This is a genomic window from Cupriavidus sp. FW305-46 (assembly GCF_058787075.1).
In genome coordinates this window covers 1-15,942 of record NZ_JBYSZI010000071.1, presented here as the reverse complement: position 1 = coordinate 15,942, position 15,942 = coordinate 1, and the positions used below count along the sequence as shown (strand labels likewise).

13 protein-coding genes and 1 riboswitch are annotated in these 15,942 nt (G+C 66.8%); of the genes, 10 read left to right on the top strand and 3 right to left on the bottom strand.

Annotated elements, in window-relative coordinates; translation table 11 throughout:
• Positions 1-7: 7 nt before the first annotated feature.
• Positions 8-955, bottom strand: a complete 948-nt coding sequence (locus tag AC3WON_RS26755; protein ID WP_010809162.1) for a LysR substrate-binding domain-containing protein — start codon at positions 953-955, stop codon at positions 8-10.
• A gap of 232 nt (positions 956-1,187) precedes the next feature.
• Here AC3WON_RS26755 and xdhA point away from each other — a divergent pair, with 232 nt between their 5' ends.
• The 7 genes from xdhA to AC3WON_RS26720 all read left to right on the top strand — a co-directional run bounded on the left by xdhA (position 1,188) and on the right by AC3WON_RS26720 (position 11,009).
• Positions 1,188-2,690, top strand: coding sequence for a xanthine dehydrogenase small subunit (gene xdhA / locus AC3WON_RS26750; RefSeq protein ID WP_492320942.1), 1,503 nt, complete (start codon positions 1,188-1,190; stop codon positions 2,688-2,690).
• A gap of 25 nt (positions 2,691-2,715) precedes the next feature.
• The gene (xdhB, locus tag AC3WON_RS26745) at positions 2,716-5,064 is read left to right on the top strand and encodes a xanthine dehydrogenase molybdopterin binding subunit (RefSeq protein WP_492320943.1); all 2,349 of its coding nucleotides are present in this window, start codon (positions 2,716-2,718) and stop codon (positions 5,062-5,064) included.
• Between the two features lie 181 nt (positions 5,065-5,245).
• Positions 5,246-6,235: a xanthine dehydrogenase accessory protein XdhC gene (xdhC, locus tag AC3WON_RS26740; RefSeq protein ID WP_492353085.1), complete on the top strand. Its 990-nt coding sequence runs from the start codon at positions 5,246-5,248 to the stop codon at positions 6,233-6,235.
• A gap of 55 nt (positions 6,236-6,290) precedes the next feature.
• Complete coding sequence (locus AC3WON_RS26735) at positions 6,291-7,346, top strand: adenosine deaminase (protein ID WP_035819904.1); 1,056 nt, start codon at positions 6,291-6,293, stop codon at positions 7,344-7,346.
• Positions 7,347-7,422: 76 nt separating this feature from the next.
• Positions 7,423-8,745: a guanine deaminase gene (gene guaD, locus AC3WON_RS26730; protein ID WP_492320944.1), complete on the top strand. Its 1,323-nt coding sequence runs from the start codon at positions 7,423-7,425 to the stop codon at positions 8,743-8,745.
• 184 nt (positions 8,746-8,929) lie between these two features.
• A complete protein-coding gene (locus AC3WON_RS26725; RefSeq protein ID WP_492320945.1) occupies positions 8,930-10,105 on the top strand; it encodes a fatty acid desaturase in 1,176 nt (391 codons plus the stop codon).
• 66 nt (positions 10,106-10,171) lie between these two features.
• Positions 10,172-10,319, top strand: a riboswitch (yybP-ykoY riboswitch).
• A gap of 114 nt (positions 10,320-10,433) precedes the next feature.
• The gene (locus tag AC3WON_RS26720; RefSeq protein ID WP_492320946.1) at positions 10,434-11,009 is read left to right on the top strand and encodes a TMEM165/GDT1 family protein; all 576 of its coding nucleotides are present in this window, start codon (positions 10,434-10,436) and stop codon (positions 11,007-11,009) included.
• Positions 11,010-11,171: 162 nt separating this feature from the next.
• Here the strand turns inward: AC3WON_RS26720 and AC3WON_RS26715 are convergent, their stop codons facing one another.
• Positions 11,172-12,380 (bottom strand): urate hydroxylase PuuD, encoded by a 1,209-nt coding sequence (locus tag AC3WON_RS26715; protein WP_010809170.1) that lies wholly within the window; start codon positions 12,378-12,380, stop codon positions 11,172-11,174.
• Positions 12,381-12,411: 31 nt separating this feature from the next.
• Positions 12,412-12,765 (bottom strand): hydroxyisourate hydrolase, encoded by a 354-nt coding sequence (gene uraH / locus AC3WON_RS26710; protein ID WP_010809171.1) that lies wholly within the window; start codon positions 12,763-12,765, stop codon positions 12,412-12,414.
• A 297-nt stretch (positions 12,766-13,062) separates the two neighbouring features.
• Between uraH and AC3WON_RS26705 the strand changes: the two genes are divergently transcribed.
• The 3 genes from AC3WON_RS26705 to AC3WON_RS26695 all read left to right on the top strand — a co-directional run.
• The gene (locus AC3WON_RS26705; protein ID WP_492320947.1) at positions 13,063-13,833 is read left to right on the top strand and encodes a GntR family transcriptional regulator; all 771 of its coding nucleotides are present in this window, start codon (positions 13,063-13,065) and stop codon (positions 13,831-13,833) included.
• A 179-nt stretch (positions 13,834-14,012) separates the two neighbouring features.
• The gene (locus AC3WON_RS26700; RefSeq protein ID WP_492320948.1) at positions 14,013-15,419 is read left to right on the top strand and encodes a nucleobase:cation symporter-2 family protein; all 1,407 of its coding nucleotides are present in this window, start codon (positions 14,013-14,015) and stop codon (positions 15,417-15,419) included.
• A 125-nt stretch (positions 15,420-15,544) separates the two neighbouring features.
• Positions 15,545-15,942: polysaccharide deacetylase family protein (locus tag AC3WON_RS26695; protein WP_492353084.1), on the top strand; the 398-nt coding region annotated here is incomplete at its 3' end.

Sequence of the window (15,942 nt, the reverse complement as noted above, 5' to 3'; positions counted from 1 at the left end):
GGCCCGCTCAGCCGGCCTCTGCCTCCAGCCGCGGCAACTGCGGCAGGTCCGCCGCCACCTCGGCGATCATGCGCCGGATCCACATCACATCCGGCGCCGCGTGGCAGCGCTCGTGCCACAGCTGGTAAAAGCGCATGCGCGGGAACGACACCGGCGAGGGCACCATGCGGATCGGCAGGTACTGCGCGTAGTGCGCGGCAAACTGGCGGCCGGTGGTAAAGACCATATCCGTCTTCATCAGCACATACGGCACCAGGCCGAAATACGGCAGCGTGACCTGGATGTTGCGCTTGTAGCCCTGCTCGGCCAGCGCCTGGTCGATCATGCTGCGCTGCATCGACGCATACGGCGCCGGGGCCAGGTGCGGCATCTCCAGGTAGTGCTTGAGCGTCAGCCCCTTGCGCGCCAGCGGATGCTGGGCGCCCAGCATGCACACCACCTCGTCGTCGAACAGCGGCGAGATATGCAGGTGCTCCGGCGGCGACAGCCAGTTGCCGACCACGATATCGAGCTGCCCCTGCTCCAGGTCGTCCAGGAAGTCCGACGACGACGTCATCGGATGCACGAACAGCTTGGCGCCCGGCGCCAGCCGGCGCACGCGTTCGACGATATTGGGCAGGAAGAAGGCGTCCAGGTAGTCCGGCGCGCCCAGGTGGAAGGTGCGCGTGGTGGTAGCCGGGTCGAACTGCTGCGGCGGGCGCGCGATGCGGTCCATCGCCGCCAGGCTCTGCTCGGCCAGCGCCAGCAGTTCGCGGCCGCGCTCGGTCGGCACCATGCCGTTTTTGCCCCGCACCAAAATGGCATCGCCGGTGATCTCCCGCAGGCGCTTCAGGGTATTGCTGATGGCGGGCTGGGACTGGCCCAGGCGCACGGCCGTGCGGGTCACGCTCTGCTCGGTCAGCAGGGTGTGAAGCACCCGCAGCAAATATGTATCGAGATGGTCGCGTCCGTGCATGGCGATGGCGGCCCTCCGGCGGGGGCCAGATGGGTGGCGTGGGGGATGGGAACGGCGCATAGTGTATGACAGGCGCCCCGCAAACGGTCAAATCACCTCCTCCAGGGGGGGCGCCTTGCGGTGCGGCGGGGCACCAATCGGGCCGCCCGCTGATGGGGCATATCACCTGGGCCGAATATTGCATGAAAGGCCAGGGTGCTATGTTTCCGCCATCACCAAGAGAGAGAAGACCATGGAGACGCAAACCATCCGCTTTTTCCACCGCGGCCAGGTCAAGGAAGTATCCGACGCCCCCATCACCCGCACCGTGCTGCAGTACCTGCGTGAAGACGCGCGCTGCACCGGCACCAAGGAAGGCTGCGCCGAAGGCGACTGCGGCGCCTGCACCGTCGTGGTCGGCGAGCTGCAAGACGGCGGCGATGTCGAATTCAAGGCGGTCAACGCCTGCATCCAGTTCCTGCCCACGCTCGACGGCAAGGCCCTGATCACGGTCGAGGACCTGCGCCAGGCCGACGGCAACCTGCACCCGGTGCAGGAAGCCATGGTCGAGTGCCACGGCTCGCAGTGCGGCTTCTGCACTCCCGGCTTCGTGATGTCGCTGTGGGCGCTGTACCAGCAGCACACCCCGGGCGGCGAAGCGCCCTCGCGCCAGACCATCTGCGACGCGCTGACCGGCAACCTGTGCCGCTGCACCGGCTACCGCCCGATCATCGACGCCGGCGAGCGCATGATGGCCCTGCCCGCCCCGACGGCGGACAAGCTCAACCCGAAGCAGATCGCCGACACCCTGCGCAACCTCAAGCGCGGCGAGACCTTCCGCTACCGCGCCCAGGGCCAGGAGTTCTTTGCCCCGCGCAGCGCGGCCGAGTTCGGCGCGATCAAGGCGGCACAGCCCGATATCCGCATCCTGGCCGGCAGCACCGACGTGGGCCTGTGGGTCACCAAGCAGTTCCGCGAGCTGGGCAACCTGCTCTACGTGGGCCAGGTGGAAGACCTGAGCCACATTGAGGAACGCGACGGCATGGTCGAGATCGGCGCCGCCGTGACGCTGGAAAAGGCCTACGCCGCACTCAACGCCGCACACCCCGAGCTGGAAGAGATGTGGAAGCGCTTTGCCTCGCTGCCGATCCGCAATGCCGGCACGCTGGGCGGCAATATCGCCAACGGTTCGCCGATCGGCGACTCGATGCCGGCGCTGATCGCGCTGGGCACGGAAGTGGTGCTGCAGCATGGCGAGACGCGCCGCACGCTGCCGCTGGAAGACCTGTACCTGGCCTACCAGAAGACCGCGATGCAGCCGGGCGAATTCGTCGCCGCGCTGCGCGTGCCGGTGGCCGGCCCGCAGCACTTCCGCACCTACAAGCTGTCCAAACGCTTTGATGAGGATATTTCCGCCGTGTGTGCCGCATTCGGCATCACCGTGCAGGACGGCATCGTCACGCAGGCCCGCATCGCCTTCGGCGGCATGGCCGCCACGCCCAAGCGCGCCGCCGCCACCGAAGCGGCCCTGACCGGCCAGCCGTGGAATGAAGCCACCGCCCGCGCCGGCATGGCCGCGCTGGCGCAGGACTACACGCCGCTGTCCGACATGCGCGCGACCGCGTCGTACCGCAGCCGCGGTGCCGCCAACCTGCTGTACCGCTTCTGGCTGGAGACCCGCGCCGAAGCGCTGCCCGCGGCAGCCGTCAACGTCCGCGCCATCGGCGCCGGCGCCACTGAAACCGCCACGGCCTGAGCCAGAGAAAAAGGAAAGCATCGGCATGAACAAGCAAACCGAACCCTTCCTGCTCGACGCCACCGCCGAACAGGTCTCGCAGGTCGGCATCTCGCGTCCGCATGAATCCGCCCACCTGCACGTGGCCGGCACCGCCACCTACACGGACGACATCCCCGAGCTGGCCGGCACGCTGCACGCCGCGCTCGGCATGAGCACCCGCGCGCACGCCCGCATCAAGTCGATCTCGCTCGACAAGGTGCGCGCCGCGCCCGGCGTGGTCGACGTGCTGACGGTGGACGACATCCCCGGCACCAACGACTGCGGCCCGATCATCCACGACGACCCGATCCTGGCGCGCGACGTGGTCCAGTTCGTCGGCCAGCCGGTCTTTATCGTGGTGGCGACCTCGCATGACGCCGCGCGCCGCGCCGCCCGCCTGGGCACGATCGACTACGAAGACCTGCCCCCGGTGCTGTCGCCGCAAGCCGCGCACGAGGCCGGCAGCTATGTGCTGCCGCCGATGCACCTGACGCGCGGCGAGCCCGCCGCGCGCATTGCCGGCGCGGCCCACCAGGACAGCGGCAGGATCCACCTGGGCGGCCAGGAGCAGTTCTACCTGGAAGGCCAGATCTCGTACGCCGCGCCGCGCGAGAACGACGGCATGCAAGTGTGGTGCTCGACCCAGCACCCGACCGAGATGCAGCACGCGGTGTGCCATATGCTCGGCTGGCAGGCGCACCAGGTGCTGGTCGAATGCCGCCGCATGGGCGGCGGCTTCGGCGGCAAGGAATCGCAGTCGGCGCTGTTCGCCTGCTGCGCCGCGCTGGCTGCCTGGAAGCTGATGTGCCCGGTCAAGCTGCGCCCGGACCGCGACGACGACATGATGATCACCGGCAAGCGCCATGACTTCGTGTTCGACTACACCGTGGGCCACGACGACGAAGGCCACATCGAGGGCGTCAAGGTCGAGATGGTGTCGCGCGCCGGCTTCTCGGCCGACCTGTCGGGCCCGGTGATGACCCGCGCCATCTGCCACTTCGACAATGCCTACTGGCTGCCGAACGTGCAGATCGACGGCTACTGCGGCAAGACCAACACGCAGAGCAATACCGCCTTCCGCGGCTTCGGCGGCCCGCAGGGCGCGTTCGCGGTCGAATACATCCTGGACAATGTCGCCCGCACGGTCGGCAAGGATTCGCTGGACGTGCGCCGCGCCAACTTCTATGGCAAGACCGAGAACAACGTCACGCCTTACGGCCAGACCGTGGAAGACAACGTCATCCACGAGCTGATCGACGAACTGGTGGCCAGCAGCGAATACCGCGCCCGCCGCGAGGCCACACGCGCGTTCAACGCCACCAGCCCGGTGCTGAAGAAGGGCATCGCCATCACCCCGGTGAAGTTCGGCATCTCGTTCAACGTGGCCCACTTCAACCAGGCCGGCGCGCTGGTGCACGTCTACAACGACGGTTCAGTGCTGGTGAACCACGGCGGCACCGAAATGGGCCAGGGCCTGAACACCAAGGTGGCGATGGTGGTGGCGCATGAACTGGGCATCCGCATGGAACGCGTGCGCGTGACCGCGACCGATACCAGCAAGGTGGCCAATACCTCGGCCACTGCCGCTTCCACCGGCGCCGACCTGAACGGCAAGGCCGCGCAGGATGCCGCCCGCCAGATCCGCGAGCGCCTGGCCGTGTTTGCCGCGCGCAAGGCCGGCGTGGAGCCGTCCGAGGTGCGCTTCAACGATGACCTGGTCAGCGCCGGCGAACTGCGCGTGTCGTTCGGCGAGCTGGCGCGCGAAGCCTACGTGGCGCGCGTGCAGCTGTGGTCCGACGGCTTCTACACCACGCCCAAGCTGCACTGGGACCAGAGCAGGCTGCAGGGCCGCCCGTTCTACTACTTCGCCTACGGTGCCGCGTGCTCCGAGGTGCTGGTCGACACGCTCACCGGCGAATGGAAGCTGCTGCGCGCCGACGCGCTGCACGACGCCGGCCGCTCGCTGAACCCGGCGATCGACATCGGCCAGGTCGAAGGCGCCTTTATCCAGGGCATGGGCTGGCTGACCACCGAGGAACTGTGGTGGAACAAGGACGGCAAGCTGATGACGCACGCCCCGTCCACGTACAAGATCCCCACGGTCAACGACTGCCCGGAGGCATTCAACGTGCGCCTGTTCCAGAACCGCAACGTCGAGGACAGCATCCACCGCTCCAAGGCCGTGGGCGAGCCGCCGCTGCTGCTGCCGTTCTCGGTGTTCTTCGCGATCCGCGACGCCGTGGCTGCCGTTGGCGACTACCGCATCAACCCGCCGCTGAAGGCCCCGGCCACCAGCGAAGCGATTTTGGACGCCGTCGACGCCGTGCGCGCAGCCGCGGAGCAGCCAGCCTGAGCTGGCGGAACGATCGCAGGAAGCGCGCGCCTGCGGGCGCCCCCGGACTTTCCCCCCTTGGCCGCGTTGACGGGCAAGGGGCCGGTGGCAGAAGCAGGCGCGCGCCACTCTTGCGCTGACACAGCGCAGGCAGCACCACAGCATCAAGCAGCAACCAGGCAACACCGACAAGGCCCCCGACATGCAGGACGCACCGCTCAAACCCTTCCGCTTCGCCGACGCCGCCCGCATGGTGCACGCCGGCGTGCCGGTGGCGATGGTCACCATCGTCGAAGTCAAGGGCTCGGCCCCGCGCGAGGCCGGCATCCGCATGCTGGTCAGCGCCGACGACCTGGTCGGCACCATCGGTGGCGGCCACCTGGAGTGGCGCGGCATGGATATCGCACGCGAGATGCTGGTGCGCGGTGAACAACGCCGGATCGAGCGCATTCCGCTCGGGCCGGCGCTGGGCCAGTGCTGCGGCGGCGTGGTGCAGCTGGCGTTCGAGGTACTGGGCAAAACCGACCTGCACTGGCTTGACGCGGTCGAACGCAATTTCACCGCCGGCAAGGCAGTGCAGCGGCAGGTGCCGGCCAGCGGCGCGATCACCCATGGCGACAGCCATGCCGTGATCCCCGGCGTAACGCTGCACGCCGACGGCAGCTGGACCGATACGCTGGTGCCCGACACCATGCACGTGGTGCTGTTTGGCGCGGGCCATGTCGGCCATGCACTGGTCAAGGTGCTGGCCACGCTGCCGTGCCGCGTGCACTGGGTCGACGAGCGCGACACGCTGTTCCCCGGCGGGCTGCCCGACAATGTCGAGGCCGAGGCCAGCGACACGCCCGAAGCGGTAGTGGCCCAGGCGCCCGCGGGCAGCTACTTCCTGGTCATGACGCACAGCCATGCGCTGGACCAGACCCTGTGCGAGGAAATCCTCAAGCGCACCGATTTCGCCTACTTCGGGCTGATCGGCTCCAAGACCAAGCGCGCGCGCTTTGAACACCGCATGGCCGAGCACGGCATCGACCCGGCCCGGTTTGCGGAAATGACATGCCCCATGGGGGTTCCCGGGATTACCGACAAGGCTCCGGCTATGATTGCGGTAGCCATCGTCGCCCAGCTGCTCCAGGTCCGCGAACAGCGCCTTGCCGCGCTGCGTCTGGGCCGCCCGGAGGCGGTGCATCCCTGAACCCGTGCCGCCGGCCCCGCCGGCAGGCACAGAAATGCCCAGAAACGAGGCCCCCATGACCATCGATGCCGCGCTCGCGGAACAGATCCGCCGCACTCCCAAGGCCGAACTGCATGTGCATATCGAAGGCACGCTTGAGCCGGAACTGATCTTCCGGCTGGCGCAGCGCAACCAGGTGGCGCTGCCCTATCCCAGCGTCGAGGCGCTGCGCGCCGCCTACGCCTTCACCGACCTGCAGTCGTTCCTGGACATCTACTACGCCGGCGCCAGCGTGCTGCTGACCGAGGAAGATTTCTTCGACATGACCATGGACTACGTCAAGCGCGCCGTCGCCGACAACGTCCGCCACGCCGAGATCTTTTTCGATCCGCAGACCCATACCGCGCGCGGCGTGCCGATCGGCGTGGTGATCGACGGCATCGCCGATGCCCTGGCCCAGGCGCGCACCGAATATGACTTCTCCAGCAGCCTGATCCTGTGCTTCCTGCGCCATCTGCCGGAGGAAGACGCCTTCGCCACGCTGGAAGCGGCGCTGCCCTACCGCGACCGCTTTGTCGGCGTGGGCCTGGATTCGTCCGAGCAAGGCAACCCGCCCGAGAAGTTCGCGCGCGTGTTCGCCAGGGCGCGCGAGCTGGGCCTGCACCTGGTGGCCCACGCGGGCGAGGAAGGTCCGGCGCAATACGTCACCGACGCCCTCGACATCCTCAAGGCGCAGCGTATCGACCACGGCGTGCGCGCCATCGACGATCCGGCACTGGTGGAACGCCTGGCGCGCGAGCGCGTGGCGCTGACCGTGTGCCCGCTGTCCAACGTCAAGCTCAAGGTCTACCCGGACCTGCGCGACCACCCGCTCAAGCGCATGCTCGATGCCGGCGTGGTGATCACGCTGCATTCGGACGATCCGGCCTACTTCGGCGGCTATATGAACGCCAACTGGGAAGCCACCTTCGAGGCGCTGCCGCTGGACGCGGCCGATGCCCACAAGCTTGCCCGCAACAGCTTTGAAGCGGCCTTCCTGCCTGCCATGCAGAAGGCCGAATTCCTGGCGGAAGTCGACCACTTCTGGTCGAGCCCGCCCAAGTCCCCGCCCGCAACGGCCCCAGCGGCCTGAGCGCGGCGCATGCCAATAGCCCGGCCCGCTGCTTGAACCATGCCGTTCCGCGCGGGCCGGCCACAAGAGACAAACCATGACGACCAACCCCAAGACTGACTCCCTCACCCGTGCCATTCGCGGCCGCGTGCTGCATTTCCTGCGCGATCCGCAATTCCATGAGGATGCGTATCAGTATTGGGACGACGGGGTGCTGATCGTCACCAACGGGCGCATCGCCGCCGCCGGCGACCATACGCAGCTGGCTGCGCGCATTCCGGCTGATGCCGAGATCGTCGACCACCGCGGCAAGCTGATCGTGCCCGGCTTTATCGACACCCACGTGCACTACCCGCAGACCGACATGATCGCGTCGCCGTCGCCGGGCCTGCTGCACTGGCTCGACACCTACACCTTCCCCGAAGAGCGCCGCTTTGCCGACCCCGACTACGCGCGCGGCGTGGCCGGCTTCTTCACCGAGGAACTGCTGCGCAACGGCACCACCAGCGCGGTGGTCTGGAGCACGGTGCACAAGGCCTCGGCCGAGGCTCTCTTTGCCGAAAGCGAGGCGCGCAACCTGCGCATGGTCACGGGCAAGGTGATGATGGACCGCAACTGCCCGGAATTCCTGCGCGATACGGCCGAGACCGGCGCCCGGGACTCCGCCGACCTGCTCTCGCGCTGGCATAACAAGGGGCGCCTGGCCTACGCCATCACGCCGCGCTTTGCCCCGACCTCGACCGAGGCGCAGCTGGCCGCCTGCGGCGAGCTGGCGCGCGCCTATCCGGACGCCTTTATCCAGACCCACGTGGCCGAGAACCGCGACGAGGTCAAATGGGTGGCCGAGCTGTTCCCGGACGCGCGCAGCTACCTGGACGTGTACGACCGCTACGGCCTGCTGCGCCCGGGCGCGATGTATGGCCACGCCATCTACCTGGACCAGGACGACCGCCGGCGCCTGGCCGACAGCGGCGCCGCGGTGGCGCATTGCCCCACCTCCAACCTGTTCCTGGGCAGCGGCTTCTATGACTTCCACCAGTCCGACGCCAACCGCCTGAACGTGACGCTGGCCACCGACGTCGGCGGCGGCACCTCGTTCTCGATGTTCCGCACCATGAACGCGGCGCACAAGGTGGCGCGCATGGGCGGCTACTACCTGACCGCGCTGCGCATGTTCTACCTGGCCACCCGCGCCGCGGCCGAGGCGCTGGGCTGGACCGACCGCGTCGGCAGCTTCAGCGTTGGCTGCGAGGCCGACTTCATCGTGCTGGACCCCAAGGCCACGCCGCTGATCGCGCGCCGCAGCAACCGCTCGGAAACGCTGGAAGAAGAGCTGTTCGCCTTTGCCATGCTGGGCGACGACCGCGTCATCGACAGCGTCTATGTGATGGGCGAGGCCGCCCACGTGCCAGCCGCCTGATCCGTCACCTGGCCAGCAGCCGCCCGCCCCCATGCGGCGGGCGCGCTTTTACCGCTTCGCCCCCGCCTCCGGCTTGACGACCGTCAAGGCCGCCTTCGACAAAGCCTTCTAACCTTGCGGTTCCGCCGCGGCCGTCTGCGTGCCGTGCGCCCATACCCATCCGACCGCAATCAGAAGGTTCCGCATGACCGCTTCCCAATCCGCCGCTCACGCCCCTGAGCGCGCCAGTGGCCCGCATGGCGTGCCCCATGCCGCGCGCAAGGGCGCGCCCAACCACGCCCCGCTGCCGGAGCCGATCGCGCCGGACGCCCCGCTGCCCTCGCGCAAGATCATCCGCGGCTGGTTGATCCCGCTGGGCCAGCGCAGCACGCCGCGCGCACTGCTGTTGTTCGCCTTCGACTACTTGCTGTTCGGCGCCGTGTTGGCCGGCGTGGTGCTGGCGCAGCACTGGGCCGCCAAGCTGGCGCTGGGCGTGCTGGCCGGGCTGATCATCGCGCGCCTGTTTATCATCGGCCACGATGCCTGCCACCAGAGCCTGACCCCGCGCCGCGGCCTGAACAAGTGGCTGGGACGGCTCACCTTCCTGCCCTCGCTGACGCCGTACAGCCTGTGGGAAGTCGGCCACAACGTGGTGCACCATGGCTATACCAACCTGAAGGGCTTCGACTTCGTCTGGGCGCCCTACTCACTGGAAGAATTCAACGCGCTGCCGCGCTGGCGCCGCGTGATGGAGCGCATCTACCGCACCGGCTTCGGCCCGGGCCTGTATTACCTGGTGGAAATCTGGTGGTGCAAGATGTTCTTCCCCAGCAAGCGCCAGATGGCTACGCGCCGCCCGATCTTCACCGGCGACTGTGTGCTGGTAGCCGCCTTCGGGCTGGCCTGGATCGGCGCGCTGGCGGGCCTGGCGCTGGCCACGGAGCAGTCGGTGTGGTTGCTGATCGGCGCGGGCTTTGTGCTGCCATTCCTGGTCTGGAACGTCACCGTCGGCTTCGTGCTGTATGTGCACCACACCCACACCAGCGTCGCCTGGTATGACACCAAGGCCATGTGGGCCAAGGCACAGCCCTTTGTCTCGACCACCGTGCACCTGCGCTTCCGCCACGGCATCGGCGCGGCGCTGCACCACATCATGGAACACACCGCGCACCACGTCGACATGAGCGTGCCGCTGTACCGCCTCAAGCGCGCCCAGGCACTGCTGGAGCACGCGCTGCCGGGCCGCATCATCATCGAGAACTTCTCCTGGCGCTGGTATTTCGATACCGCGCGCCGCTGCAAGCTCTATGACTTCAAGGCCCTGTGCTGGACCGATTTCCGCGGCCGCCAGACCAGCGACAACGCGCCTGTACCCGTCTGAGGGGTCAGGCCTTGTGGCGGGGGCAGGTGGACGCCGGCCCCCCCCCCCCCCCCCGCCGCTATAATTGCCGCTTCCATTGGGGAGTAGCCGCCCTGCTCTCACCGCGCCGCGCAATGCGGACTCCGGGGGACAGGGGCGTACGTCAACAGACTTGACCGCTTGCGGTTATGGCGTGCGCAGCTCCGGACCCGCCCGGCCGTACTGATACGGACCCGGCAGCGTCCAGCCTGGCGAGACCGATGACCATACCTTTCTGGCCGGGCCGGGAAAGGTGTGCGTCATTGGCATCTCGCGATGCATTGCGGCCCGGTTACCCCACAACACCAATATGGAAGCCTTCCTCGTCTCCACAGGCATCGTCGCCCTCGCTGAAATGGGCGACAAGACGCAATTGCTGTCGCTGGTGCTGGCCGCGCGCTACCGCAAGCCCGTTCCCATCATCGTTGGCATCCTGATCGCCACGCTGTTCAACCACGGCTTTGCCGGTGCGCTCGGCGGCTGGATCACGCATGTGCTGGGCGAAAGCCTGCTGCGCTGGATCCTGGGCCTGGGCTTTATCGCGATGGCGGCATGGATGCTGATCCCCGACAAGCTCGACGACGCCGAACAGGCCAGGCCGGTCAAGGGCGCCCTTGGCATCCTCGGCACCACCATCGTGGCCTTCTTCTTTGCCGAGATGGGCGACAAGACCCAGATCGCCACCGTGGCGCTGGCCGCGCGCTTCAGCGATGCGGTGATTGCCGTGGTGGCCGGCACCACCTTCGGCATGATGGTCGCCAATGCGCCGGCGGTCCTGCTTGGCGACAAGTTTGCCAACAAGATGCCGATCGGACTGGTGCACAAGATCGCGGCGGGGATCTTCCTGGTGCTGGGGGTGCTGGCGTTGCTGAATATCGGCGGATAAGTCGCCGAAAAAAAACGGGGCACAAGGCCCCGTTCAAACCCTCGCCGGTCCGGTACTGATGGTTGCCAACTGCACAACCCTCCGGACCGTCGATCACCGATGCTCGGATTTCGCGGGCCGGCGGCACGCGCCGGCCCTGATGCTTTTCAGATCAAGCCACCCTCAGTTGGTGGTCTTGGCACCGCCTTCGAACCACTGGCCCAGCAGGGCGCGTTCGTCGTCGGTGATCTGCGTCACGTTGCCCAGCGGCATCGCCTTCTGCTGCACGGCCTGCTGGTAGATCAGCTGCGCGTGGGCCTTGATGTCTTCCGCGGTATCGAGCTTGATGCCCTTGGCTGCGGTCGGCATCATCTTCGGCTGCTCGGCGTGGCACTGCACGCAGCGTGCGTTCATCACTTCCTGCACCTTGGCAAAGCTGACGGCGGTGGCGGCTTCACCACCTTCTGCCTTGGCCACGGCCGGGCGCGGTTGCGGCGCGATCAGCACGGCGACCACGGCCAGCACGGCAACGCCGGCTGCGGGCCAGGCCACGTTGATCTTGCCCTTGTGCTTGAGGATGAAGAACTGGCGGATCAGCACACCGGCGAGCATGATCAGGATCAGCGCGGCCCAGTTGTACTTGTAGCTGTAGGTCATGCTGTAGTGGTTCGACAGCATCGCGAACAGCACCGGCAGCGTGAAGTACGTGTTGTGCACGCTGCGCTGCTTGGCGTTCTTGCCATGGACCGGATCGACCGGCTGGCCCGCGCGCAGCGCGGCAACCACCTTGCGCTGGCCCGGGATGATCCACACCAGCACGTTGGCGCTCATGATGGTGGCGATCATCGCACCGGTCAGCAGGAACGCCGCACGGCCCGAGAACAGGTGGCACGCCACGTAGGCAGCCACGGCCACGTAGATCGCCACCAGCACGCCCACGGTCTTGTCGCTCTTGCCGAACACGCGGCAGATCACGTCATAGACCACCCAGCCCGCGGCCAGGTAGGACAGCGCCAGGCCGACCGCCGCGCCGGGCGACATGTCGTAGACGTTCTTGTCGATCAGGAACGTGCTGGCGTTGAACAGGTACAGCACCACCAGCAGGCCGAAGCCGGTCATCCAGGTGGAATACGACTCCCAGTAGAACCAGTGCAGGTTCTCAGGCAGCGTCTTGGGTGCGGTCAGGTATTTCTGCGGGTTGTAGAAACCGCCGCCGTGCACTGCCCACAGCTCGCCGCCGACACCCTTCTCCTGCAGGTCAGGATCGGTGGGACGGGTCAGGCTGTTGTCGAGCCAGACGAAATAGAACGAGGAGCCGATCCACGCGATCGCCGTGATGACGTGCACCCAGCGCAGCAGCAGATTGGCCCAGTCGAGAATGTAGCCTTCCATGTCTTGTCTCCTGTTTCCCTATGCCACCGCTTCAGCTGCCGCGGTAGGTCGAGTACGACCAGGGCGAGACCAGGAGGGGCACGTGGTAGTGCGCGTTGACATCGGCAATGCCGAAGCGCAGGGGCACCACGTCCAGGAAAGCCGGCTCGGGCAGCTGCGTGCCTTGCGCGCGGAAGTAGTCGCCCGCGGCGAATTCCAGCTCGTACACGCCAACGGCGAAGTCCGCGCCTTCCAGCAGCGGCTGGTCGCAACGGCCGTCGTGGTTCGTCACGACTGTCTTCAGGGTTTCGCGACGATTGTCGACAATCTTATGAAGAGTAACCGACATGCCCTTGCCGGGCGTGCCGGCAGCGGTGTCAAGTACGTGTGTGGTCAAGCGTCCCATCGTGTTTTTCCTTAGGCGATTGGGTTGTGAGGGGCGCCGCTGCCTTCACTAGCACCATTTGTGGGAATGGTGCCCGCTCGGTACGTCTGGTAACGCATCCCGGCGCTGGGTGGTGCGTGGCGACAATGCGCCTGCACTACCCGGTTGGCAATTCAGGGATTTCCCTGAGTTGTCGAAAACCTGAGTCGGTTTTGTTGACAATATTGAAGCAGTAACCAAATAATTGTCAACAATTTTTGGATCACCGCTGCCTGATGTCCAGGATTTGCGGTGCCCTGCCTGACTGCTGGTGCCACGATGTCCAAGAGCCTGAAGCTGATTGCCGCCAACGCCGAAACCAAGGCCGACGCCGAGCTGACCGAGATCCAAGCGGGCAAGCCCGCCAAGCCCGCACGCAAGGGCTCGGTCGAAGAGCGCATGTATCACGAGATCTACGACGCGATCATGGAGCACCGGCTGCCGCCGCGCACCAAGCTGACCGAGCATTCCCTTTGCGAGATCTATGCCACCGCGCGGCACACGGTGCGCAAGGTGCTGTCGCACCTGGCAGCCGACGGCATGGTCGATCTCGAACCCAACCGCGGCGCCTTTATCGCCAGCCCCTCCACCGACGAAGCGCACGACATGTTCGAGCTGCGCCAGATGCTGGAACGCGCGGTGCTGGAAAAGCTTGCCGGCATGCCCGACGTCAAGGCCGTGATCGCGCCGCTGCGCCAGATGGTGGCCAGCGAGCGCCAGGCCTTCCTCACGCATGACCGGCCCAAATGGATCCGCCTGTCCGCCGAGTTCCATACGGCGCTGGCGGAACTGTCGGGCAATGCGCTGCTGGTCAACATGATGCGCCGGCTGGTGTCGCGCACCACGCTGATGATCGCCAGCGTGGAAGCCCCGGGCAACAACGCCTGCTCGTTCGATGAACACGAAGAGATTCTCGACGCACTCGAACAGGGCAATGCCGCGCTGGCCCAGTCGCGCATGGCGCACCACCTTGGCGCCTGCGCCGACCGCGTGCAGCCGGACGAGCCGGGCAACTTCGATCTTCGCAGCGTACTAGGCCGCTCCACCTAGCACGGTGTTCCCGCCCCTGCCCCCAACTACAAGGCCAGACCCGGTCGGCAAACAGCACCCGGCTCGCCGACGAGAGTGCTGAGACGACAGGCAGATAACGGTCCGGAGACCTTCCGGGATCCAGGACCGGGGCCATGGCAGTGGTGTTCCCATCAAACCAAAGGAGAGGAGACGCACCCATGAATTCCGCAAGCACCACGGTCCCGACGGACCTCACCAACGAGCGTTTGCCTTCCGGGCGCCTGCTCGCGCTCGGGTTGCAGCACGTTCTGGTGATGTACGCCGGCACGGTTGCCGTGCCCCTGATCGTTGGTGGCGCGCTCAAGCTGCCCAAGGACCAGCTGGCGTTCCTGATCAACGCCGACCTGTTCGCCGCGGGCCTGGCCACGCTGATCCAGGCCTTTGGTTTCTGGAAGTTCGGCATCCGCCTCCCCGTGATGATGGGCGTGACCTTCGCCTCGGTGGCGCCGATGATCGCCATCGGCACCGATCCCAATGTCGGCCTGCTCGGCATCTATGGCGCGGTGATCGCATCGGGGGTATTCGGCATCCTGATCGCGCCGATGATGGGGCGCATGCTGGGGCTGTTCCCGCCGGTGGTGACCGGCACGGTGATCACGCTGATCGGCGTGTCGCTGATGCGCGTGGGCATCAACTGGGCGGCCGGCGGCCAGCCCACCACCCGTGCCGTGATCGACGGCGTGGTCAAGGAGGTGCCCAACCTCGCCTACGGCGACCTGGCCAACCTCGGCATTGCCGGCCTGACGCTGCTGATCATCCTGCTGCTGACCAAGTACGGCCGCGGCCTGGTGGCCAACTGCGCAGTGCTGCTGGGCATCATCGCCGGCACGCTGGTGGCGATGGCGATGGGCAAGGTGTCGTTCGAAGGCCTGGATGAAGCCAGCTTCGTCGCCGTCATCACGCCGCTGCACTTCGGCATGCCGACCTTCGAAGTGACCGCCATCCTGTCGATGTGCATCGTCATGCTGATCACGCTGGTGGAGTCCACCGGCATGTTCCTGGCGCTGTCCGACATCACCGGCAAGAAGCTGAGCAACGAGGACCTGACCCGCGGCCTGCGCGCCGACGGCCTCGGCACCGTTATCGGCGGCATCTTCAACACCTTCCCGTACACCTCGTTCTCGCAGAACGTGGGCCTGGTGACGGTGACCGGCGTGCGCTCGCGCTACGTGGCGGCTGCCGGCGGCATCATCCTGATCGCCTTCGGCCTGTTCCCCAAGATGGCCCACGTGGTGGCCTCGGTGCCGCAGTTCGTGCTGGGCGGCGCCGGCATCGTGATGTTCGGCATGGTGGCCGCCACCGGCATCCGCATCCTGGGCTCGTGCGATTTCAACCGCAACCGCCACAACCTGTTCATCGTCGCCATCTCGATCGGCGCCGGCATGATCCCGACGCTGGCACCGACCTTCTTCCAGTACTTGCCGAAGTGGACCGGTCCGTTCACCCACAGCGGCATCGTGCTGGGCACGATCGTGGCCGTGGCGCTGAACCTGTTCTACAACGGCATCCAGTCGCGCGAGGAGGCCATGCGCAACGCCGCCGCCAACTCGCACGGCACCGAGTAACTGAAGCAACGGTATCGAAGTATCCGGCACCGCCGCCGGCACGACTGGCACGTTCATTGCGTGATGGTCGGCGCTTGCGGGCGGCGCGGCGGTGCCGGGCGTTTTCCTGAAGCAAGCAAAGACATATGACAAAAGATAACTATCCACGCGATCTCATCGGATATGGTGCCCGGCCGCCGCACGCCCGCTGGCCGGGCGGCGCGCGCGTTGCGCTGCAGTTCGTGCTCAACTACGAAGAAGGCGGCGAAAACTGCGTGCTGCACGGCGACGCCGCCTCCGAGCAGTTCCTTTCCGAGATCGTCGGCGCCGCGGCCTACCCCGACCGCCACATGAGCATGGAGGGCATCTACGAATACGGCTCGCGCGCCGGCGTCTGGCGCCTGCTGCGCGAGTTCGAGAGGCGCGGCCTGCCGCTGACCGTCTTCGGCGTATCGATGGCGCTGCAACGCCATCCTGAACTGACCCGCGCCTTGGTCGAACTGGGCCACGAGATCGCCTGCCACGGCTGGCGCTGGATCCACTA

What these genes read in the sequence shown, in the direction of transcription:
- AC3WON_RS26755 (WP_010809162.1), bottom strand. Translation starts at nt 955, where the DNA reads ATGCACGGACGCGACCATCTCGATACATATTTGCTGCGGGTGCTTCAC.
- xdhA (WP_492320942.1), top strand. Translation starts at nt 1,188, where the DNA reads ATGGAGACGCAAACCATCCGCTTTTTCCACCGCGGCCAGGTCAAGGAA.
- xdhB (WP_492320943.1), top strand. Translation starts at nt 2,716, where the DNA reads ATGAACAAGCAAACCGAACCCTTCCTGCTCGACGCCACCGCCGAACAG.
- xdhC (WP_492353085.1), top strand. Translation starts at nt 5,246, where the DNA reads ATGCAGGACGCACCGCTCAAACCCTTCCGCTTCGCCGACGCCGCCCGC.
- AC3WON_RS26735 (WP_035819904.1), top strand. Translation starts at nt 6,291, where the DNA reads ATGACCATCGATGCCGCGCTCGCGGAACAGATCCGCCGCACTCCCAAG.
- guaD (WP_492320944.1), top strand. Translation starts at nt 7,423, where the DNA reads ATGACGACCAACCCCAAGACTGACTCCCTCACCCGTGCCATTCGCGGC.
- AC3WON_RS26725 (WP_492320945.1), top strand. Translation starts at nt 8,930, where the DNA reads ATGACCGCTTCCCAATCCGCCGCTCACGCCCCTGAGCGCGCCAGTGGC.
- AC3WON_RS26720 (WP_492320946.1), top strand. Translation starts at nt 10,434, where the DNA reads ATGGAAGCCTTCCTCGTCTCCACAGGCATCGTCGCCCTCGCTGAAATG.
- AC3WON_RS26715 (WP_010809170.1), bottom strand. Translation starts at nt 12,380, where the DNA reads ATGGAAGGCTACATTCTCGACTGGGCCAATCTGCTGCTGCGCTGGGTG.
- uraH (WP_010809171.1), bottom strand. Translation starts at nt 12,765, where the DNA reads ATGGGACGCTTGACCACACACGTACTTGACACCGCTGCCGGCACGCCC.
- AC3WON_RS26705 (WP_492320947.1), top strand. Translation starts at nt 13,063, where the DNA reads ATGTCCAAGAGCCTGAAGCTGATTGCCGCCAACGCCGAAACCAAGGCC.
- AC3WON_RS26700 (WP_492320948.1), top strand. Translation starts at nt 14,013, where the DNA reads ATGAATTCCGCAAGCACCACGGTCCCGACGGACCTCACCAACGAGCGT.